Annotated in this window: 23 protein-coding genes; 20 read left to right on the top strand and 3 right to left on the bottom strand. The window is 47.9% G+C overall.

The annotated features are described in order from the left end of the window. Window positions 1-39 precede the first annotated feature (39 nt). Entirely contained in the window at window positions 40-1143 is a 1104-nt protein-coding gene (locus L1272_RS13020; protein WP_032479266.1) for an RNA-guided endonuclease InsQ/TnpB family protein, read from the bottom strand. Window positions 1144-1272: 129 nt separating this feature from the next. On the opposite strand from L1272_RS13020, the gene L1272_RS13015 reads away from it, so the two are divergent. The 5 genes from L1272_RS13015 to traN are packed head-to-tail and all read left to right on the top strand — an operon-like array spanning window position 1273 to window position 7958. Beyond that, window positions 1273-1620 carry a hypothetical protein gene (locus L1272_RS13015; RefSeq protein ID WP_008305502.1) on the top strand — a complete coding sequence of 116 codons (348 nt, stop codon included), beginning with the start codon at window positions 1273-1275 and terminating at the stop codon, window positions 1618-1620. Next, window positions 1604-2116, top strand: coding sequence for a S26 family signal peptidase (locus L1272_RS13010; RefSeq protein WP_169666767.1), 513 nt, complete (start codon window positions 1604-1606; stop codon window positions 2114-2116). The genes L1272_RS13015 and L1272_RS13010 overlap by 17 nt, the downstream gene beginning before the upstream one ends. A 7-nt stretch (window positions 2117-2123) precedes the next feature. Further along, complete coding sequence (locus tag L1272_RS13005) at window positions 2124-3251, top strand: TrbC family F-type conjugative pilus assembly protein (RefSeq protein WP_442961841.1); 1128 nt, start codon at window positions 2124-2126, stop codon at window positions 3249-3251. Next, on the top strand, window positions 3235-4263 hold the full coding sequence (locus L1272_RS13000; protein ID WP_102887288.1) for a TraU family protein: 1029 nt from the start codon (window positions 3235-3237) through the stop codon (window positions 4261-4263). Before L1272_RS13005 ends, L1272_RS13000 begins: the two co-directional genes overlap by 17 nt. Before the next feature lie 2 nt (window positions 4264-4265). Further along, the gene (traN, locus tag L1272_RS12995; protein ID WP_235373596.1) at window positions 4266-7958 is read left to right on the top strand and encodes a conjugal transfer protein TraN; all 3693 of its coding nucleotides are present in this window, start codon (window positions 4266-4268) and stop codon (window positions 7956-7958) included. Between the two features lie 213 nt (window positions 7959-8171). On the opposite strand, the gene L1272_RS12990 is transcribed toward traN, so the two are convergent. Further along, complete coding sequence (locus L1272_RS12990; protein WP_008305497.1) at window positions 8172-8504, bottom strand: DMT family transporter; 333 nt, start codon at window positions 8502-8504, stop codon at window positions 8172-8174. A gap of 221 nt (window positions 8505-8725) precedes the next feature. Then, the gene (locus L1272_RS12985) at window positions 8726-9328 is read right to left on the bottom strand and encodes a hypothetical protein (RefSeq protein WP_008305494.1); all 603 of its coding nucleotides are present in this window, start codon (window positions 9326-9328) and stop codon (window positions 8726-8728) included. Between the two features lie 367 nt (window positions 9329-9695). Between L1272_RS12985 and L1272_RS12980 the strand changes: the two genes are divergently transcribed. The 15 genes from L1272_RS12980 (at window position 9696) to L1272_RS12915 (ending at window position 20748) form a co-directional block, all read left to right on the top strand. Further along, window positions 9696-10022, top strand: coding sequence for a hypothetical protein (locus L1272_RS12980; RefSeq protein WP_008305491.1), 327 nt, complete (start codon window positions 9696-9698; stop codon window positions 10020-10022). 15 nt (window positions 10023-10037) lie between these two features. Then, the gene (locus L1272_RS12975) at window positions 10038-10457 is read left to right on the top strand and encodes a single-stranded DNA-binding protein (protein ID WP_072155941.1); all 420 of its coding nucleotides are present in this window, start codon (window positions 10038-10040) and stop codon (window positions 10455-10457) included. A gap of 79 nt (window positions 10458-10536) precedes the next feature. Further along, entirely contained in the window at window positions 10537-11355 is an 819-nt protein-coding gene (gene bet, locus L1272_RS12970; RefSeq protein ID WP_000414662.1) for a phage recombination protein Bet, read from the top strand. 81 nt (window positions 11356-11436) lie between these two features. Further along, complete coding sequence (locus L1272_RS12965) at window positions 11437-11580, top strand: hypothetical protein (protein WP_000167275.1); 144 nt, start codon at window positions 11437-11439, stop codon at window positions 11578-11580. 60 nt (window positions 11581-11640) lie between these two features. Continuing rightward, window positions 11641-12657, top strand: coding sequence for a YqaJ viral recombinase family nuclease (locus tag L1272_RS12960; RefSeq protein ID WP_235373595.1), 1017 nt, complete (start codon window positions 11641-11643; stop codon window positions 12655-12657). 209 nt (window positions 12658-12866) lie between these two features. Further along, entirely contained in the window at window positions 12867-13826 is a 960-nt protein-coding gene (locus L1272_RS12955) for an AAA family ATPase (protein WP_235373594.1), read from the top strand. Window positions 13827-13828: 2 nt separating this feature from the next. Beyond that, window positions 13829-14593 (top strand): hypothetical protein, encoded by a 765-nt coding sequence (locus tag L1272_RS12950; protein ID WP_442961843.1) that lies wholly within the window; start codon window positions 13829-13831, stop codon window positions 14591-14593. Window positions 14594-14691: 98 nt separating this feature from the next. After that, complete coding sequence (locus L1272_RS12945) at window positions 14692-15645, top strand: DUF3150 domain-containing protein (protein ID WP_053426188.1); 954 nt, start codon at window positions 14692-14694, stop codon at window positions 15643-15645. 61 nt (window positions 15646-15706) lie between these two features. Next, a complete protein-coding gene (locus tag L1272_RS12940; RefSeq protein ID WP_235373592.1) occupies window positions 15707-16147 on the top strand; it encodes a hypothetical protein in 441 nt (146 codons plus the stop codon). Window positions 16148-16216: 69 nt separating this feature from the next. Further along, window positions 16217-17872 (top strand): VWA domain-containing protein, encoded by a 1656-nt coding sequence (locus L1272_RS12935; RefSeq protein WP_235373591.1) that lies wholly within the window; start codon window positions 16217-16219, stop codon window positions 17870-17872. Between the two features lie 83 nt (window positions 17873-17955). Continuing rightward, on the top strand, window positions 17956-18453 hold the full coding sequence (gene radC, locus L1272_RS12930) for a RadC family protein (protein ID WP_000791199.1): 498 nt from the start codon (window positions 17956-17958) through the stop codon (window positions 18451-18453). After that, window positions 18453-18794: a plasmid-related protein gene (locus L1272_RS12925; RefSeq protein WP_235373590.1), complete on the top strand. Its 342-nt coding sequence runs from the start codon at window positions 18453-18455 to the stop codon at window positions 18792-18794. Before radC ends, L1272_RS12925 begins: the two co-directional genes overlap by 1 nt. A gap of 90 nt (window positions 18795-18884) precedes the next feature. Further along, window positions 18885-19952: a DUF7146 domain-containing protein gene (locus L1272_RS12920; RefSeq protein WP_235373589.1), complete on the top strand. Its 1068-nt coding sequence runs from the start codon at window positions 18885-18887 to the stop codon at window positions 19950-19952. Between the two features lie 88 nt (window positions 19953-20040). Beyond that, entirely contained in the window at window positions 20041-20166 is a 126-nt protein-coding gene (locus L1272_RS23265) for a hypothetical protein (RefSeq protein WP_442961840.1), read from the top strand. Between the two features lie 63 nt (window positions 20167-20229). Beyond that, window positions 20230-20748, top strand: coding sequence for a hypothetical protein (locus tag L1272_RS12915; RefSeq protein WP_442961839.1), 519 nt, complete (start codon window positions 20230-20232; stop codon window positions 20746-20748). The last annotated feature ends 582 nt before the right edge of the window (window positions 20749-21330 follow it).

The following is a 21330-nucleotide window of genomic DNA, read 5'->3' as shown; positions in this document are numbered from 1 at the left end:
GCGTTATGCCCGAAGTTCATTAGAACAATCGGGACTTACTTACGCTCCACAAGCTAACACCGCTTGCCCAGCGGCTTTGATATTAATAGCGGCATTGGTATCACGGTCTAAGCGCGCTTCACACGCTGGACAAGTCCAATGCCTTATATGTAACGGTAGAGAATCAACTACGTGACCACAGCAATTACAACGCTTACTAGACGGATACCACTTGTCAATCTGGACAAGTGTTCTGCCGCGCCATTCTGCTTTGTACTCAAGCTGCCTAACCATTTCGCCCCAATTGGCGTCACCAATGGCCTTAGCAAGTCGCGGATTCTTGACCATGTTTTTAACGCTCAAACTCTCACAGCTAATCACTTGGTTTTCGTTTATCAACGTAGTGGTGAGTTTGTGGGTAAAGTCGCGGCGGCAGTCGGCAATCTTCGCCTGAATGCGAGCAACTTTGATTCTGGCTTTGTGGAAGTTGGCAGTTCCTTTCTTCTTCTTGGAAAGGCGGCGTTGCGCCTGAGCCAATTTCTTCTCGTACTTTGCAGTATGGCGGGGATTGCCAGATTTAAACCCGTCAGCGGTAATCACAAGGTCGGTCAAACCCAAATCAATACCCGTTGTCTTTTTGGTAACAGGCAGTGGTTTAGGCTCGAAGCGGCAAAGCATAGACACGAAGTAGCGGCCTGCACTGTCTTTCGAGATAGTGACGGTAGTTGGTTCGCTAGGAAGTTCACGCGACCAGCGAATATCAAGCGGCTGTTTGGACTTGGCAATGTAGATATTGCCATCTTTGAACTTAAACGCCGACTTCGTGAATTCTGCGCTTTGCTTGCTGCGCTTCTTCTTAAAGGCTGGATACTTCGCCCTTCCTTCAAAGAAGTTCTTAAACGCAGTTTGTTGATGGCGCAAAGATTGTTGGAGCGGTACACACGACACGCTGTTAAGCCATTCAAACTCAGTTTGCTTCTTGAGTTCGGTCAGCTTAGAGCTTGCCGTGTTGTAGTTAACCTTTTTGCTTTCGTTGTAGAAAGCGTCGGTACGCCATTTAAGGATCGCGTTATAAACGAAACGCACACAGCCGAAAGTCTGCGCAAGCAATTGAGCCTGTTCAGTCGTTGGGTAAAAGCGTTGTTTAATAGCGATCTCTTTCATAGTTCACAAGAATACAGTTGTTTTTGTGAAAGTAAATATTAACATTAACCAATCGGGTAGTTTTTGCTCCTTCGGAGCAACCGCTATCCCTCCTCGCCCTAGAAGGACGGGGTTTCTCGCGGGATTTAGATGAATAAGACCACGCTTTGGCCATTTATGGCCTCTATTACTTTGTCTATTGCTGGTAGCGGTTTAATGACCAGCTGGCTTTTAATGAAAACACTCGAACCCATCCACAGCCAGTTGGCGTTAAGTACGCCCATTGCAGTCGTGGATTTTGGGGATGCGGTGTTGTCACTGGGTCCTAATGCCAGCGAACAAGACATCGAATCCAGGTTGCTTCAGACCAATCAGCAAATTGAAAAGTTAAAAGCAGCCGGTTTTATCGTGCTGGATGCCCAAGCGGTGGTTGGCGCTGATGATTCTGTTTTCGTGCCAGTAGGCTCAAAGGAGGTGTCTCATGCAGATACTCCGTAAAAGAATGCCTTGGCGGCCATATCTCATCCGGCTGACCATTCTTGCGTTAATCATGGCCTTGGTAGGCACCTATGCCATGATGCGCTACCGAATAGGTATTGATACCCAGCAAGAGCGCTGCCTTCCTGATACCACGGTATATCTGATTGACTTATGGAATAAAGAGCCCGTTAAGGATGGTCTGTATGCCTTCCACTCAAAAGGACTCGCTCCGTTATATAACGACGGTACTCGGATGCTGAAACGCCTAACAGGGATGCCAGGGGATGAAGTCAAGGTGACGCCTGAGCATGTGCTGGTGAATGGTGCTGAAGTCTCTACCGGCATGGCATTAGCCCAGCGTCTTGGTGTGGCTGAAACAGAATTTAGCCGCTCATTGACGCTGCAAGAAAACGAGTATTGGTTTTCCGGTGAGGCCGCAACGAGTTTCGACTCCCGTTATTGGAATGCCGTTAAGCGCGAGCAGATTGTCGGTCGCGCTTGGCCGCTTTGGTAGGAGGTGGATGATGAGAAGACTATGCCTCTTATTTTTGTTGGTTGCTCCATTGGCTTGGGTGCAAGTGTCCTGGGCACAAGAGCCTTATCCGTTGTCTGACGAGGACAAAAAGATCGTCGAAATGAGCCGCAGCATTTTACAAAGTGCTGTGGATGGTGCATCTGAATTTATAGAGCCTTTTGCACCGGTTGAACAACCTGCGTCGCTCAAACACAGCGATGAATGGTTGATATTTGCGTCGTCCTCACTGGGAGATTCGTCACTGAAGCAGCTTTTCAAAGAGGCCAGTGCTACCGGCGCTATTGTGTTGTTTCGGGGAATTCCTGAAGGAAAGACCTTGGGGGCAGCTATCCGTGATTGGCATACCCTGATGACGGGGCTTGATCCTGTTCCTCAGGTTCGAATCGATCCGAAAGCCTTTGTGCACTGGCGGGTGACTAGCGTGCCTGCCATTTTTCGCATAGACGATGACAAGGTGACTGCAAGTGCACTAGGGGTTTACAGCAAGGACTGGTTGCAACGCCAAATTGAAACCGGCAATACCGGTTCATTGGGTCAACGCGGTCCGATTCATTCGATTTTAGAACCGGATTTGATGCAAGTGGCGATGCAGCGATTACAGTCGATTGACCTGGGCGCATTAAAGAAAAAAGCCATTGAGCGTTTCTGGTCTCGCCAAACATTCACTGACTTACCCAAAGCCACGCAGTATCGGATAAGAACGGTTGATCCAACCATCGTCATGCAGCGGCCACTATTGGATGCCAATGGCCGAACATTGATCCCAGCAGGAACGCGTATTAACCCGCTAAAAGCCTTGCCATTTACTCAGCAGCTCGTGGTGTTTAATGCGTCGAACGCTGAAGAAGTGGACGCAGTAGCGCATTGGCTTGAGGGCCAAGATAGGACGCTGCGCCGCATTACGCTTATCACCACGCAGCTCGACCGTGCTCAAGGTTGGAATAGCCTCAATGCGCTCGAAAAGACATTGGACAGTCCGGTTTATCTTCTCAATGCCTCGCTAAAGCAGCGCTTTGATTTGCAAGTCACCCCATCGTTTGTTCAAGCAAAGGGACTCGCGTTTGAAATAGAAGAAATTCCAGCAAAGGAGCTTGTTCATGAAAAAGCTCAATAATACGTATCGTCTGTTGCGGACTCTCGTTGTCATGTTTGTCCTTGGCGCATCTATTCCTGCAAAAGCCGAACTGACCTGCCCAGACGCGGGTTTATTGTCGGGCAAGTTGCTGACGGATGTTTGCTGGTCATGCATTTTTCCTATCCGGGTTGCCGGTCTTCCTCTTGGCTCAGGCAATGTCCCAAGCGGCGCATCAAACAAGTCGTTTTGCTTATGTGAAGATAACTTAGGTGTGCCAAGGCCAGGTATTGTTACCAGCATGTGGGAGCCAGCGCGTTTGATTGAACTGGTCAGAACGCCAGGTTGTTCGCCTTCACTGGGAGGGATTCGCTTACCGTTAGGTGATAGACGACTGCAAGGTGGTCATGGCGAGGGTGAATACGACACCGGTGATCTTGCTTTCTACCATTACCATTATTACGCCTTTCCGCTTTTGGTCATGCTCGATTTGTTCATGGATGGCAATTGCAATGCAGATGGTTACATGGACTTTGACTTGATGTATTTGTCCGAATTGGACCCAACATGGCTGAACGATGAACTGGCCTTTTTTACTCAGCCTGAAGCTGCTGCCGTTGCCAATCCATTGGCTATTTCGGCTTGTACCGCTGACGCTGCTTCATCAACGCTTGGTAAACCCATCGACCAGTTGTTTTGGTGTGCTGGCAGTTGGGGCCATCTCTATCCCTTATCTGGCCACACCTTAGCCTTTGGCTCATTAGCAGAAAACACCAGCCATTTAGCGGCGCGAGCAATCGCGGCTCAACACAGGCGTGGTCTTGCAAGGCGAACAATGGGGAACAGTGCGCTATGCCGACCTGTTATCGAACCCATGCTGCCGAAATCCCAATACAAGATGAGTATGTTCTTCCCTGTACCAGAAACTGAAAGTGCGCATGTCATCGGTGAAAGCACCATGAAATGGGGAGAGTGGCGAACGATCCCCGGTGCCGGTGAAGATGCGCTCTACATTTTGTGGCGCTGGCAAGACTGCTGTAACTCGGGAGGTTAACCATGAAACCAACACTTTTTACCCGAGTTTTAGCGGGTATTTTATCAATCACTATGGCGTGCCTGCCCTTACATGGTGTGGCCGCTGATGTGCAGCGCCAATCCGGCCTAAGCGGACAACAAGAAGGTAAGCAATTGCTGCAAAACTGGACGATGCCCGCACTCAATGGCAATACATTGTCGGTGCCGAATGGCAGTGGTAATGAGTCCATTAACTTGCAAGAGCTTTTCCCTGGTATGGATCAGGGCTCATTGGATGTCTTAACGGGCGTTTATGGCTCTGATGCCAGCATGAATCAATTGGGGACACAGCGCCAAGAGAGCATGGCATCCGAAAGTGGCGCTACGGGTGAAGCATTTCGTTCGCTACAGGAAATCAAAGACAGGTCTCGGCCAGATATGGTCAATGATCCGCTTTGGGCATTAACCGATGCGGTTCAAACTGACCCAAATCTATTAACGCAAAGCTTCCCCGGCTGTGAGTCTCAAGGTGAAGGCAGCCCAAACTACCAGCAATGTGACAGGCTCAATACAGCGGTTAACAGCTGCACTATCACTCACGATTACACGGCAGGTATCATTGAGCATGTTTCAGGGCCGATGAACCTTCGCTCTTGTGGTGAAGGGTGTCTTGAAGTTTGGATAGGACGAATTGGTGACAACTACTGGAATGGTAGTTGTAAAGTGTTCGAACAGGCCATCACACTCAAAGTCGTGAACCCCGATGCGATTACCTCAGCCGTACTTGAGTACGCCAAATGGGATGACTACATGCAAGTGTGGCTTGGCGATCAGAAAGTCTGGTCTGGGCCGAACAATAACTTTCCACCAGAAACGGCAGGTCGCTGCGAGCTTAGTACCAGTTGGGAGCGCAATCCAAATACCGATCTCACTGCCAGGCTAAAAGCGGTAGAGCCCGGTTTAGAAGTGCCGGTAAAAATTCGCGTATCGGTAACGGGTAGTGGTGAGGGGTATGCACGCATCAAGGTGCGCTTTGATCCAACCAAGGTGGTGATGAATGATAGTTGGTCACCACAGTCCTGTATCGAACAAGCAGCGGATATTCCGACGAAGTTTTCAGACTACAGCATTCAATGCACGGATCAGCCGTCTTCAACCAACGGATGTACGGTGGTCAATGGTGTTTCAGTTTGTGAATCCTATTTTGCCCCAAGCCCTGTGGCTGGCATATCGCCTTTGTGTCGGCGTGTACAAGTTAGTGTGGATGATGAAAGCTATAAGGGGATTGAAAATCAGGCCTGCCAAGTGCTTGAAGCGAATCCTTCCTGTGGATTCATGTCGTCAGAATGTGCCGAAACCAATGATAAAGATGAATGTATTCGTTTTACCGATACCTATGACTGTGGATTGCAAACCAGCGATCCAAAGTGTGTGGTATCCAATCTTATGCCGAGTAGTTTTGAGGCCTGTGAGCCTACTCAGACGATTACGCCATTTACTGAAACCAAGCATGTACCGGATTACCAGGTGTGCGAGAAGATCAGCACGCTTACTGAGTGTCAGTTAGAACGACGTGTATCCGCTGAAACCCATCAACAAAGCTGGTCCATTGAGCGCGGTTGCTTTAGCTCTGAAACGCTCAGCTTTGTTCCACAGCACAGCAGCACTATGCAAACTGGAAACGCGACGCTGAGGATTTTTGATAATCAAAATACTGAGATACAAATCACCGAGTCGCCATCCAAGGCAAATGGTTGGAAAACGACACTCTCACTGACGGGCAATAAGGAAACGGTGACTGAGACGAAACCGTCCATTAAGTACCCTGAAATGACCTGTCCAAAAGGAACCTTGGTTGGCTCGTTGTGTAAAGTTGTTAATGGGTCGATTATTTCGTGGCATGAACCTCAGGAAGTCACTCGTTCCAGATGCGAATCCGGCTGGTACAAAGTCGATTTCGACACTTGCAGCCGAGAAGTTCAGAAGTGTTTGGTTCCTGCGAAACTGAGCGCTTCATTGACCTTCTCTGGCAAGTACTTAGAGCAAGACATTGTTCATCAATCAAGTGATCCGGGCATAGAGCAATGCTTGATGCAAACGGATCAGTTTACTGCGGTGCAGTGGCAGTGTTTGGATACGGGCACAAAACGAATCGACGGGTTAACGGTTGGTAGTGGCGAGTTGGCTAATCTTGGAAGCCTTTATCCTGCGGTTGTTTCGTCTCCTGCTCATTTAACCAGTCGCGGCAGTTCTGATGGACTGGGACTCTCATGCTGGAGGGCAAGAGCGACCTACAATGCTTCGACTGCTCATCCTGAGTTCAACATGGGCAGCTCAGATAGCTGGGTAGATGCCAATGGTAATACTCAAACTATCGTCAATAACGGACAAAACACGACCACCAATACGTGTGCCGCGCTAGAGCAAAATCTGGCTTGCCAATATGTCAGAACCGAATGCACTGAAGGCGGGGCTGGTCATGAAGGCTTCTGCTATATCCAAAGTTTGGTGTATGACTGCGGACAAAGCGTAGAAGTGCAAAATGCACGAATGGAAACTCAATACAACTGTGAGGGGCCAGTTCGCTGTATGGGCACAGATTGTTTAGAGCCAGAGTCAATCAAGCAGGCTAACTTTGCAGAAGCCGCTGCGATGCTTAATGCGGCGCAGTTTATGACCAATGATATGTCATGTACGGGAGCTGATGGCCAAGATAACGTCGAGTGTACGGTTTTTAAAGGTAATGCTGGCCAGTGCAAAAAAGCCGTTGGCGGCATAGTGGATTGCTGTGAAAAGCCAAGCGGCGTGTCGTTATCGGACTACATCACGATGATAGTGGCGGTTAACAAGCTTGATACGGCAGTCATGGCCATGAATCCGTCTTCGGCAATCTATGGTTCTTGGAATACGCTCAGGGAGCCAATCACGAGCACTTGGAGTGCGGTCAAAGAGCCTTTTGTGTCAGCATGGGACTCTCTCATGGGAGCTGGGCCATCAACGGCTGCTGGCGCGGGAGCGGAGCAAGCTGCGACTGGCTTCATGCAGGTGTTGACCAATAAGACGGCTGAATGGGTAGGTACGACCTTTGGTTCGGGGGCGCAATCGGCACTGTTTAGTAACGTTGGTGGCGCGGTTGGAGCCGATGGTGTCGTTTCGGGTGGTAACTTTGCACTGGGAGGCGCAGCGGGCGCAGTTCTGAGTACGGTTATGACGGCCTACATGATTTATTCAGTCACCATGATCCTCATTCAGCTTATCTGGAAATGTGAGCAGAGTGAGTTTGAGATGAACGCCAAGCGGGTATTGAAGAGTTGCCATTACGTGGGCTCTTACTGCAAGTCCAAGTTCTTAGGTGCCTGTGTTGAAAAACGGCAGTCATATTGCTGCTTTACTTCGCCACTTTCACGGATCATTCAAGAACAAGTACGTCCGCAATTAGGCCTTGGCTGGGGCAGTGCGAAGTCACCAAACTGTGAAGGTTTGACCGCGAGTCAGTTAAACCAGGTAGATTGGAGCCAAGTCAATTTGGATGAATGGATAGGTATCTTGTCGATCACGGGCAACCTACCCGAAATACCGTCACTGGATCTGGAACGACTCACAGGCTCAGGAAGTACGCTAAACGTTGATGGGAACCGTCAAAGTGCCGCAGATAGAGCCATTGAACGGCTAAACGGAATGGATGCACAGAAACTGCGTCAGGAGGCGACGGAAGAAATTTCGGGGAATAATTGAGCTCGTCCTTCTAAAATAGCAGCGACAATAATGTTCCATTTTGGTTACTTTAATGCGATTTTACGCTTTAAAGTAACCATTTTTGCACTTTGTGATCACAGATCGAACAATTTCAGCTAACGCGCTTTTGCCCTTTTTTGTGTTAGCTACGGGGCAAAGTTAAGCCATTGATTAAGATTTTGACTCACTCAATCCTATCACTTTGTCATTCGTTCAATGAGCGCTGGTTTTAGATAGTAGATTAAGTACAGCAACACCACATACGATTAATCCAATTCCAATCCACCCCCATGTATCCATTTTCTGTCCATATACAAGCCAAGCAATGCCAGTAACAATGGCCACGCCCAAGCCCGCCCATACAGCATAAGCGATGCCAACTGGTATAGATTTAAGGGATAACGATAGAAAATAGAAAGAAATACCATAACCTAAGCAAACAACGAATGAAGGAATCAACTTTGTAAAACCATCGGTTGATTTCAATGTAGTGGTTGCAATCACTTCACCAAGTATTGCTATTGTCAAGAATAACCAGTGTTTCACAAATATACTCCTAGTAGGTTTAGCTGAGGGCTAAGTATATGGAGTTTATTGATTAAATATCAGTCTTGTTAAAAAACAGAATTTCTGAGCAATGATTGCTTTATCAACGTTTCAATGCGCTCTCGGCTGACTCAAAAATGTCCAAAACTGTTTTACAAAGTTCACAACTGCAATTTAGAAGAGCCCCTTCGAGAGGGGCTGGTTGATGGGAGCCTAGTTGGCTAGTTGGCGGGGTTATCTGTTTCCTCTTCAGTGATATCGTCATCGGTTGAAGGCACCGCTTGCTCAACTTCTGCTTCTTTACCCTTAGCTTGGGCTGATTTTCGTGCTCGAATTTCGATATCAATTATGCGTCGAGCCAGTTTGATGATGCGCTGTTGCCATGCGTAGTTGCCATCAACACGTTGCTTGTTGCTAAGCACGCTAGACAACCAGAGTGTGTCCATTGAGAGCATCAACGCATCGAGTTTGCGAACTAATCCGACAAACTGGCCAACCTGAGGCGAGCTGATTTTGGCGTTGAAGGTAATCGGGTCGGTGTAGTCAGGTACTTCATCGATACCGTTGGACTCCATCAGTTTGTCCAAACGAGCTTGTTCGTTGTCTACCGCTTTAGCGCAATCCTCGATCAATTGACTAATGATCTGTTCCACTTCATCAATTTCGTTCTCATCGCCAATGATGCGCAGGATGACATCGATTCCGTAAAGCGCACTGACCGTCCGTCTAAAAACACGGTCAACGACACGTTGCGCCTGTAAGCTGTTAATTGTGAATGATTGTTCAAAGATGGGTTTTGAGTAATTGGGTTTTGCTTGGGCCATAAGTTTGCTCCTGATATGACAAAAATCAGTCCCTAGCCTAATCCTCTGTGCGGTAATGGCCTTTCAGCTAGGTGGAAGAATTGAGCATCTTTCTGACTATCCTGTCTGGATAAGACGGTTACACTGACTTTCAAATATTGCTGATCTGTTTCAGTGATATCTGCGCCTGAGAGCATGAGCTCAAAGGAAGCCCGCCGCTGAGTATTCTCAGTGGTACTAAGAGGTAGCTAGCCTCCCTAAACAAATAGCCTGCATGTTTTTACATGCTCAACCATGCGTTCCTTACGGTTCGCCTTTTCACCACCCAACTGGGGGAGTTTTCCCCAGTTGGGGGTGACTCCTTCACAACCAAATTAAGGAGTCACCAATGGAATATATCTTCGGATTTATTATCCAAATCGCAGGCATTATGTTGCTTGCAAAACTGAGCTGGTCGCTTTTGCGATTGCTTGCTCGTCAAAGCGTGCGCCCGTTTCGATTTGTACTTACTCAAATCAAGCGATTGCTCACACCAACACCAAAACGTCGTCCAATGGCAGTGCCTAAAGCTCCTGGTATGCCCCGTTTGACATCTGCGTTTTACAAAGAGCCACATCAGTACGACATGGCTTTACTCGACATACCAACCTATCTGCGCCGTCAGTCATCTTTGCCCAGCCGGGCAGAAACGACTGTGTGCACAGAGTTCAACTAAGACGAGGAGAACATTATGAAAAACCAAGTAACACTCATAGGCTACGTTGGCTCTGAGCCAGAGACACGAGCCTATCCATCAGGTGATTTAGTGACCAGCATTTCACTGGCCACTTCTGAGAAATGGCGCGACCGTCAATCCAATGAGCTCAAAGAGCATACGGAATGGCATCGGGTCGTTTTTCGAGATCGTGGTGGATTTAAGTTAGGGCTAAGAGCAAAAGATTTAATCCAAAAAGGAGCGAAGCTTTTTGTTCAAGGTCCTCAGCGCACGCGCTCATGGGAGAAAGATGGTATTAAGCATCGATTGACCGAAGTGGACGCGGACGAGTTTCTGCTTCTTGATAGTGTGAACAAAACATCTGAGCCATCAGCGGCGGATGATGCGGGCTCCCAAGCTAATTGGGCACAAACTTATCCTGAACCAGATTTTTAACCGAGCAAAAACGCTTAAACCCAGCCGGGAGTACTTTCCCGTCAGGGGCAGACTCCCACTTTGATTGTCGGAGTCCACAATGGAAAAACCAAAGCTAATCCAACGCTTTGCTGAGCGCTTTAGTGTCGATCCAAACAAGTTGTTCGATACCCTAAAAGCAACAGCATTCAAGCAACGTGACGGTAGTGCACCGACCAATGAGCAGATGATGGCGCTCTTGGTGGTTGCAGATCAGTACGGCTTGAACCCTTTCACCAAAGAGATTTTTGCGTTCCCTGATAAACAAGCTGGGATTATTCCAGTGGTAGGTGTCGATGGATGGTCTCGCATCATCAATCAACACGACCAGTTTGATGGCATGGAGTTTAAGACTTCAGAAAACAAAGTCTCACTGGATGGCGCGAAAGAATGCCCTGAATGGATGGAATGCATCATCTACCGGCGCGACCGTTCGCACCCAGTCAAAATCACTGAGTATCTGGATGAAGTCTATCGGCCGCCTTTTGAAGGTAACGGCAAAAATGGCCCTTACCGTGTAGATGGTCCATGGCAGACGCACACTAAGCGAATGCTAAGACATAAATCCATGATCCAGTGTTCCCGCATCGCGTTTGGCTTTGTGGGAATTTTCGATCAAGACGAAGCGGAGCGAATTATCGAAGGCCAAGCTACACATGTTGTTGAGCCATCTGTGATTCCACCCGAGCAAGTTGATGATCGAACCCGAGGGCTTGTTTACAAGCTTATCGAGCGGGCGGAAGCTTCAAACGCTTGGAATAGTGCATTGGAATATGCCAATGAACATTTTCAAGGTGTTGAACTGACGTTTGCGAAACAAGAAATATTTAATGCACAGCAACAAGCAGCCAAAGCGCTCACACAGCCTTTAGCTTCTTAGCGCCACGCATTCATTCTACTAACCCTGGCGGGATTATTCTCCCGTCAGGGGGAAGGTCTCGTCTTTTTTTGGAGATCTTCCATGACTAAATCAGCCTCACTTTTTCGCTTGGTACTGGTTGTTGCCCTTGTCGTAGGTTCGATTCAAGCCGGTAAAGCGGCAATTGATTCGGTTCAAGCAAGTGTTGTTCAGCACCAAACAGCGTTAGCACAAGCTGCAAAGTAACCACTTAACCCTGAAGGGGAGTTCTCTCCTTCGGGGGAGTCTCCCCTCAAAGGAGGCAATATGAAGGTTATCGACCTATCACAACGTACTCCTGCATGGCACCAGTGGCGCATTGCAGGGGTTACGGCATCTGAAGCCCCAATTATTATGGGGCGTTCACCCTACAAAACACCTTGGCGATTATGGGCAGAAAAAACCGGATTCGTATTACCGGAAGACCTGTCTAATAATCCCAATGTGCTTCGCGGTATACGGTTGGAGCCTCAAGCAAGGCGAGCATTTGAGAATGCGCATAATGACTTTCTTCTGCCGTTATGTGCAGAAGCCGATCATAACGCAATCTTTCGAGCCAGCTTTGATGGCGTCAACGATGCGGGCGAACCCGTTGAACTGAAATGTCCTTGCCAGTCAGTTTTTGAGGATGTGCAAGCTCACCGAGAACAAAGCGAGGCGTACCAGTTGTATTGGGTGCAAGTACAGCATCAAATACTGGTCGCCAATAGCACGCGTGGTTGGTTGGTTTTCTATTTTGAGGATCAACTGATTGAGTTTGAAATACAACGAGACGCCGCGTTCTTAACTGAGTTGCAAGAAACAGCGCTTCAGTTTTGGGAGTTAGTACAGACCAAAAAAGAACCGTCAAAATGCCCTGAGCAAGATTGTTTTGTTCCCAAGGGTGAAGCCCAATACCGCTGGACATCGCTGTCTCGCCAGTATTGCTCAGCACATGCCGAAGTTGTCCGACTGGAAAATCACATTAAATCTTTGAAAGAGGAAATGCGAGAAGCTCAGTCAAAATTGGTCGCTATGATGGGTAATTACGCTCATGCGGATTATGCTGGGGTCAAACTCAGCCGCTACATGATGGCGGGCACTGTGGACTATAAGCAATTGGCCACCGATAAATTAGGCGAACTGGACGAACAGGTTTTAGCCGCTTACCGAAAAGCGCCACAAGAGCGGTTGCGTATCAGCACCAATAAGCCAGAGCAGCCCGTCGAAACACCAATCAAAATCAGCTTTGAGCAAGAGAACTTGGTTCTGCCAGGTGACTCGCCAAGCTCATTTTATTTTTAACGTTCACTTGGAGCCGATTTCGGCTCCTTTCTCATGCGCTTACATCGAGTGCATCAGAAAGCAGTTTCACTCGTAGCCAATGCTGGGTACGAATGATAGAGCGAGCTGAACTCTTACATACACAGCCATACCACAATCCACACACCACCCGACGGGGACTTCATTCCCTGTTGGGGCATGGGGCCTCGTTAAAACTAATGAGGTTTACCATGACTGAACATTCCCCATTTTTGGTTCAAGTGAATCAAGCGTTTAATGTCCCGGCTCCTGATGCTTTCGTTCTGGAAGGATTTAGTGCCGACACTACCCATCCAAACATTCCCGTTCGCAAGGACGAGTATGTTTTTAGAAAAGAAGACTTACGTGACGTATTGGCGTTCTTGTCTAACCCAGACGGTGACGGTTTGTATATTACAGGCCCCACTGGATGCGGTAAGACCTCGCTAATTTGCCAAGTTGCTTCTCGATTGAATTGGCCTGTTCAGCAAATTACTGCGCACGGTCGATTGGAGTTGTCCGATCTTATCGGTCACCACACACTGGTTAATGGCAACATGACCTTTGTGTATGGACCGCTGGCACTGGCTGTCAAGCATGGCCATTTGCTGATCATTAATGAAATGGATCTTGCTGAGCCTGCTGAACTGGCTGGGCTCAATGACATTTTGGAAGGTGCCCCTTTGGTCATCGCACAAAATGGCGGTGAGATCATCATGCCACATACCAAGTTTCGTTTTATCGCTACCGGCAACAGTGCGGGCAGCGGTGACCAGACGGGCTTGTATCAAGGTGTGCTTCAACAGAATTTGGCTTTTCTTGATCGCTTTAGAATCATTGAAGCGACCTATGCAGAGCCATCTGTAGAGGAAGCCATTCTGGAGAACGTTGCGCCGGGCTTACCAGAGGTCTTTCGCCAAAAAATGGTGAAGGTGGCTGGTGACATTCGTCGTCTTTTTATTGGGGGCGCGGATGGCGGTGCAGAACTCAGTATCACCATGTCCACTCGGACCTTGGTGCGCTGGGCAAAGTTAACACTTGCTTTTAAAGGCGCTCCTAACGCAGTGGAGTATGCGCTGATTCGGTCTTTGACGGCTCGTGCTGAGTTGGAGCAACGTGAAGCCATTCATCGTATTGCTGCTGATGTCTTCGGTGACCATTGGGAGGATTGATGATGGAAAAGTGCTTTGCTCTTTACCGTTACAGCCATTCTGATGGGACAGCCAAAGAATGGGCCATTTACGTTGGATTAGATACCCAGGTGATTGAAGTTCGGTTTGGAAAAGCCGGTCAATTGTCACAGCAGCGATTGATTGACTCGACTGATCCTAACGCTGAAGCAGACCGACGAATCAATGAGAAAATCAATAAGGGTTATCGACTTGTTGGACAAGTCTGCATTGATCATCAAGGGCGGCCATTTGAACTCTCAAATGCGCTAGATAGCGTCGCGTGTGCCAATAACGTCAGTTGGGAGTTTCGTACTCGCAAGGACGTCAATGGCCAAATCTCGCTGGCACAAAAAGCGTTGTTCGATATGGCAAAGCTGCTTGAAGCCTATGGCTTGGCTGTTATTGATGATAACCAGGTCAGGATTGGAGAATGGTCATTAGGGTTTTGCAAAAGCGGATTACCTAGTACCAATCAAATTAGCATGGTGTCAGGTGAAGGCGCTGGCATTGTTAACACTGATGATGGCCCGTGGCCATTGTTGCTGTTACTCGCCTTTAAGCGTCAATTACCACCACTGTGTTCGCTCACAGTAGCGAGTCCTGAAGGGATAGAAGTATCTGACCAACTGAAGTTGGAAAAAGATGTATTGAGGCTGTTAGGCAGTGATTTAGAGCGGGTTCGCCCGATAGCTGAAGCACTGGACTTAATGCCTGCGAAAATCGATCTCAACCAATCGTCGCCTGATTCGCAAAATTACTATTTCTGATAGTGATGTTGCCATTAGCGCGTCAACTACTACCACCCAAGCGGGGGCCATTGCTCCTGTTGGGAGTGGTGCGTCCCCATCTTACATGAGGATGCACTATGAGTATTCAAACCCTCGACAAACTTTTGATTTGTCACATCGACTGTTCCATTTGGAGCGGTAGAAAAAAACTAAGGCCTGAAGATTTCAGATTAGCTAATGGCAGCCAACTTCCACCGAAGGATGTTGCCAGCTTAGGGAGTAAAAAAATTTGCGACCCAGAGGCATTGGCGAACTTTGAAAGGCTTAAGAAAGAAGCGCAGCGCTTGTGTGAGCAAGTCGGTGTACGGTTTTTAGGTGGCTATGCCGTCCCTGAAGATCGAATTGATCAGATTGTTCCTGAGCTTGACCGGATCGGTCAGGAGTTTGCGCAGTGCAAGCAGTTGTTCTTGGACAACTATGATCAGGTGACGTTTGACTGGGTTGCGAAACACCCGGAATTTGCAGATGCAATCCGACGTGCATTATCACCCATCGAAGACGTGGAACAACGTCTTCAGTTCGATTATGCCATCTATCGAATGCAACCGGCTGACCAAGCTGGTGGCTTAGATGACAAGGTCAATGGTATGGGACACACCCTCTTTAGGGAGGTGGCTCGTGATGCCAATGAACTGTTTGAGCGTTCCGTTGCAGGTAAGAATCAAATCAGCCAGCGAGCCCTTAATCCTCTCAAACGGTTAAGAGACAAGTTGGATGGTTTGTCCTTCCTCGATCATCGAGTTCAGCCAATGGTTGAAGCGATGGACAATTTATTTGTTCGTCTGCCGAAGACCGGCCCTGTGACAGACAATCTCTATCACGAACTGATGGCGACCATTTTAATTTTGTCTGATCCAGACAAGATGAGAATGCACGGTGAAGGTCAATTGGATATCAGACAACTGATGCCCAAACCTGAACCTAAACCCGCACAGCCGGTATCTGCTCAGGCAGATAACTTACGTGCAATACCACAACCAACCGTCAGACCAAACCTTGGTTCGACTGTACCAAACTCATTTTATTTCTAACGTCCTTGGGGGCATGTTGCCCTGAAGGGCGCATGTCCTCTGAACTATGTAAGAGGAAATTATGCAATCAACTATCCATAACCCCAGCCAACTGAACCAGTTTGAAGCACATTTTCGTGGTGTGACTGATGCGGTTGAAAGTGAATCGATACCAGAAGTGGCGAGTTGTCGAACGTTAGTACAACGGTCGTACTCAACACATAGTGTCGTGATCCCCAAGAACCCTGTGCTGATCGCAGATGCGGACGCACATGGAGCTTGGGTAACGGCCATGGTATTTGTTCCAAACATGGTATTGCAGCAAACCGCTTATGAGCGGGCCTGGCTGCAATATCAACACGAGGTGTCTACTCAGTTACAAGACCAGTACGGTCTGACATTGGATGACATCCTGAGTTTAGACCAGCTTAAAACGTCATTTGAGCAGCACGAGAGTCCAGCCCAATTGGTGGCTTGGTTAGGTCAAAAATACGACCTGGATAAGCTAAAAGCACAGGTTTAAACACATACATTCCCAGCGGGGAAACGCTCCCGCTGAGGGAGTATTCCCCCTAATGATTAGGAGACTCCCATGAATCATCCATTAAAAAACGCACTGCCAATCGTTGCCGCCGCTTATGGCGAAAAGTTTGGTGTGAAGGTGCTTATTCAAGGACAAGATGCGTTTACCGATGGTGAGCGGATTGTGATCCCAACAGCAAACCCAGACGACCCACACTATCAACAGATAGCTTGGGGTTATCTGGCTCATGAAGCGGCGCATATTCGGCATACCAATTTTGACATGGTGCAGAAGGCGTCGTCCAAGCCGATCCGTAAGGCACTTCTCAATATCATTGAGGACGTTCGCATTGAAAACGAATTGGCAAAGGATTATCCCGGAACCAGGCGCAGTATTTCGCAAGTTATTGAGTACATGGTGGACACACAGCAAATGTGTGTACCTGAACAGCTTGAGCCTGCATCTAACTTGCAAGCATGGTTATTGTTCCGCTTGAGATGCCATTTTCTGGGCCAGAAAGCGCTGACGCCTTTGTATCAAGCAGTTGATGAAAGAGTGAGACAACTCTTTCCTGCCGTAGCGATGAGCCGGTTAAGCGCCATGCTGACAGCAGTGCCTAGCCTGGCGTCTACAGGTGAAGTGCTAAAACTTGTCGATGCCATCGTTGCCATGTTGGAAGAAGAATCTCGTCCACCACAGGATGAGTCGGATGCTGATAGCGGTAATGACATTGGACAAGATGCGAGTAATGACAGCAATAACAGTAGTGATAGTCAAACCCCAGAAAAAGACTTGTCTGCAACGGAGGATTTTGCTGAAACGGGTGATTCAGATAACTCTGATCAAGCTGACAATTTGCGACAAGCCTTAGAGGCCAGTGCCGCTCAGTTTGAACCCGATACCTTTGCCCAAGTGGCAGAAGTGTTGTCGGAACAAGCTGAAGGACATCAGGGCGTCACACCACTCAGTTTGCCTCAAGCAGAGCAGGCTATGTTGGGTGATGAGGCTATCTTGACCTTATCGGCGTCTGAGTCGGCTCAAATTCGAGCCCGACTTAGGGGCATGGTTCAGTCCAGTCAGGACAATCGGAATCATGCCAAACGGCACGGTCTTCGAGTTGCAACCCATCGTCTTGCCGCTTCCCAAGCAGGTGAGTCGAGATTGTTTATTCAAAGGCAGCCGCGCATTGCGCCCAATGCTGCTGTGCACTTGCTTGTCGATATATCGGGCTCAATGGGTAAACCCATTGGCGAAGGTAATCGCAAGTACTTTCATGTTGCCAATGAAGCTGCTTTGGCTTTGGCCATGGCATTGGAAGGTATACCGGGTGTTGTACCTGCGGTCAGTTATTTTCCTGGTATTCATCAGGAAGTATCTATCGCGTTATTGCCCAAGCAATCGGTTCGACATCGGGCCGCCTGTTTTGACCAAAAACCACGAGGTTGTACGCCTATGGCACAAGCTATGTGGTTTGCGGCAAACAGTTTGTTGGCACAAAAACAGAAGCGAAAGCTAATGATAGTGCTAACGGATGGTGACCCAGATGATTGGGCTGCCACGCATGACATTGTTGACCGGTGCAGACGCAGTGGCTTTGAGCTGCTGGGGATCGGGATTCAAACACGCAGTGTTGAGAGATTCTTTCCTCAAAGCATCGTGATTAATGATGTCAAAGATCTGAAGCGTGAGTTATTCGAAGTAACACAACAACTGTTAATTCAGTAACCACATCAATTTTACCACCCTGCGGGGACGATTCCGTCCCCGTCAGGGCATGGGTTCGTCTCCGTTTTTTTTTGGAGACTCCTATGAAAAACAAAAAGTTCTTAGCTGGCGAAGAAGCCGGTACTTACATCGTTCCTGAGCAAGTGACTGAAGCGGATATCTTAGATATGGCGCTCAAGCTTGCCCGTGGTCGATTGAGTAAAGGTCGCAAAATTGAACAGCCATCGTCGGCGTTCTCATACCTGCAAACACTGATGCACGAGTATGAGCACGAAGTCTTTGGCGTGCTGTTTCTTGATACAAAGCATCGCGTTATTCGATTTGAAGAGCTATTCAAAGGCACTTTAGATGCGGCGAGCGTGTATCCAAGGGAAGTAACAAAGCGGGCGTTGGAACTTAATGCGGCAGCAGTGATACTGGTTCATAACCATCCATCGGGTGATCCTGAACCCAGTGAAGCTGATAAACGCATCACTCATCGACTCCGTGACGCCTTGTCACTTGTTGATATTCGAACGCTTGACCATGTCGTGGTCGCATCCGAGGGCTGCGTTTCGCTTGCCGAACGCGGTTATCTTTAATGAATGGGCGCATTGCCCATTTTCCTTCATCACAAAAGCAGTCCCATCAACACACGTCATCACAGCTCGAATTTCTATTTGAGTTTGATGATGCCCCAGTCACTTGGTCTGACACGGAAATCTGGCAGTTACGCGAAGGCATTCTTTTGGATGCGATCCGTGTGTTGCTGGACGGTCGTGTCAGTACTCGGTTGCGCAAGGATGTGTTGTCGTGGATTCAAAATGACGAAATAGCGCCATTTTGCTTTCGTGTTTGCGCGATGGCTGCGGTTGTCGATCCTGATGTGCTTCGTGATTCCATCATGTGGCTATTAAGACGACATGGTATCCAGCTTGACTAACGTTCCTGCATTAACCAAACGGCTAATGCAGGTCCTAAGCTGACTTTTACCACCTGTGGTAGGAGTCGGCATTTTACTTAAGGAGGTTATATGGCGTTACCTTTACAAATTGACACAGTAAGGCCATATCTCAATGGCCAATGGCTTCAAGTCTTGGCGGCATTGGTGCCAGAACTTGATGCCGCTATTGCTCGAAAAGGCCGACATGTGGCTTGTCCTGTTCATGGCGGTCGTGATGGCTTTAGGCTGTTCAAAGATGCTGAATATACCGGTGGTGGTGTTTGTAATACCTGCGGGATCTTTCATGATGGCTTTGAACTGTTGTCTTGGATTAATGGATGGAACTTTGCTCAGTCTATTGAAGCAATCGGTCAAGTTCTAGGTATTCAACCCGGACAAGTACCAACTCGGGCAATACCGAGTAACGCGGTTGACTGGAAGACTAAAAAGCAGGAAGAGGACAAAGCAATTATCCATCGCTTGAATCAAACCTGGGGAGAAACCTTATCCCTTGCAGATACTCGTGCGCAACCAGTTTGGAACTACTTGCATCGTCGTGGCATTGTTACGCGGCTTCGTCCTGAATGGGATTCGGTGCTGAGGTTTCATCCAAACTTGCCTTACCATAATGAAGATGGTCTGTTTATCGATAGCTACCCAGCGCTGCTAGGTAAAATCGTTACGCAGCAAGGGCGTTCGGCCACGTTCCATCGGATCTACCTAAGTGAAGATGGATTCAAAGCACCGGTTGAAAAGCCTAAAAAGATGATGCCCATACCCAGTGACCGAACAATCACAGGTGGTGCCATTCCGATAGGTGAACCTGGTGAGGTATTAGGTGTGTCTGAAGGTATCGAAACAGCTTTAGCGGTTACCAGAGCAACGGGGCAAACATGTTGGTCGGTTGTAAATGCAACGCTACTGGCTAGGTTCGAACCACCAAGTAATGTGAAAATGCTGTACATCTGGGTAGACCACGATCTCTCTGAGACAGGCCTGAATGCAGCGAATGAACTCAAGAAAAAGGCCTGGCAGAAAGGCATTCTGACACAAGTGTTGATCCCTCCGATACCAACGTCACTCGGCGTGAAAAGTTGGGATTGGAATGATGTGCTGAATGTTTACGGTGCCATGGGCTTTCCGAAAGTTCATATCTGATCCAAGGGGCTTCGGCCCCTTTTTTACGCCTTGCATATTTGAAAAAACATGGAGAATGAAAAATAGATAACCAATAGGAGAAACAAACATGATGGTATTAACCCTGTTAACAAAGCAGATTGATGATGAGTTTACGGTTTACTGGAAGACAGGCCTTCGAAGAGGAGGCGAACTAAAGGTCGATTTAGGTGAGCAATACGACAAGCTCCCTTAGCAGCAAAAGCCAATTGCAGCTGAGCTCTATGCGATTCATCACCTACTGTCAGTGAAAGAGGTGATGGGGAGTAACCGAAGCGGTAATGGGCTTCAAATCCGGGTCAGTAAAGGAGCTATCAAAAAGTTACAGAAACAACGATCAACTCAGCATTCACTTTACAGCCTGACTAGGTTTTTGCTCACTCGATACCAGGAAGCACAGATCTCGGTAGAAAAACGGGAAGAATGGCTCTCTCATTCCTTCGAAGAATACTGCGTCGATAATGCTACCGTGAGAGAAATCGATGAGGTAATAAATGTTCCGAACATGGGACCTGTCGTGGTGACTCGTCACGCGCTTGAAAGATTCGTGGAACGGCTTTCAGACGGTGTACCTAAGCATCCTTGGAAGGCTTTGTGCTCAAAGCTGCTATGTTCTGCGCTAACTAAAGCCCAGTTATCTGAAAGGGTCACTATCCAAAAAGCCAAAAAATATGCACAACAGGCCGAGTTCTGGCAGCATCTTGGTAGCAAAATGCACTTTGTTTTGATTCCGGGTGACTCAATGAAGACGTTGGTTACGGTTTTTGCAGTAAAGTGAGCTAATGTAGTATTCGCACCTTCTGAATATTACTTATGTGCCAGAAGCGGAAATTCACTGATACTCGGTTAAATCGGCGCTTTTCACTGAAAGCAGACGTTTCTGAAAATAAACAAGGCACAGCGCTTGAAAATTTCGAGACATCAACGTTTTGCCAAAAGGCTAAAAATGCGTGCACTACTCATTTCGCATTTAAAGAGAGCATCGGTTATTAGGCAATAACGATGTGGCCAAAATTTGTCGACCACTACACTATCTCGTAAACGAGTTTGATAGACGTCAACTAGTACGTATTTTTAGTGTAAGGTCATATTAATGCACGATGCTAAACTCTGCTGTGAGCTAGGTAGGATGTATAAATACCATAAATATTTCAATGCTTTACTTTTTAAAGCTCAAGTGAGTTACTCAGTTCCGACTGTTGGTGGCAGATTTGGAATCTCGCGATTTGTCTTAAATGTCAGCCAAGCAAGTCTCTCGCTAATAAAGTGTTGACTATCCCTGACAAAGTAACAATTTCTTGCCATAATCAGACTTAAGCACTTTACTTAGAGTGTATGTGCGCCGCTTAATGCATCAATG

Origin of the sequence: Pseudoalteromonas sp. PAST1, assembly GCF_021532515.1 — a bacterium.
In the GTDB taxonomy this organism is placed as follows: Bacteria; Pseudomonadota; Gammaproteobacteria; order Enterobacterales; family Alteromonadaceae; genus Pseudoalteromonas; species Pseudoalteromonas simplex.
This window is presented reverse-complemented; position numbering and strand designations above follow the sequence as displayed.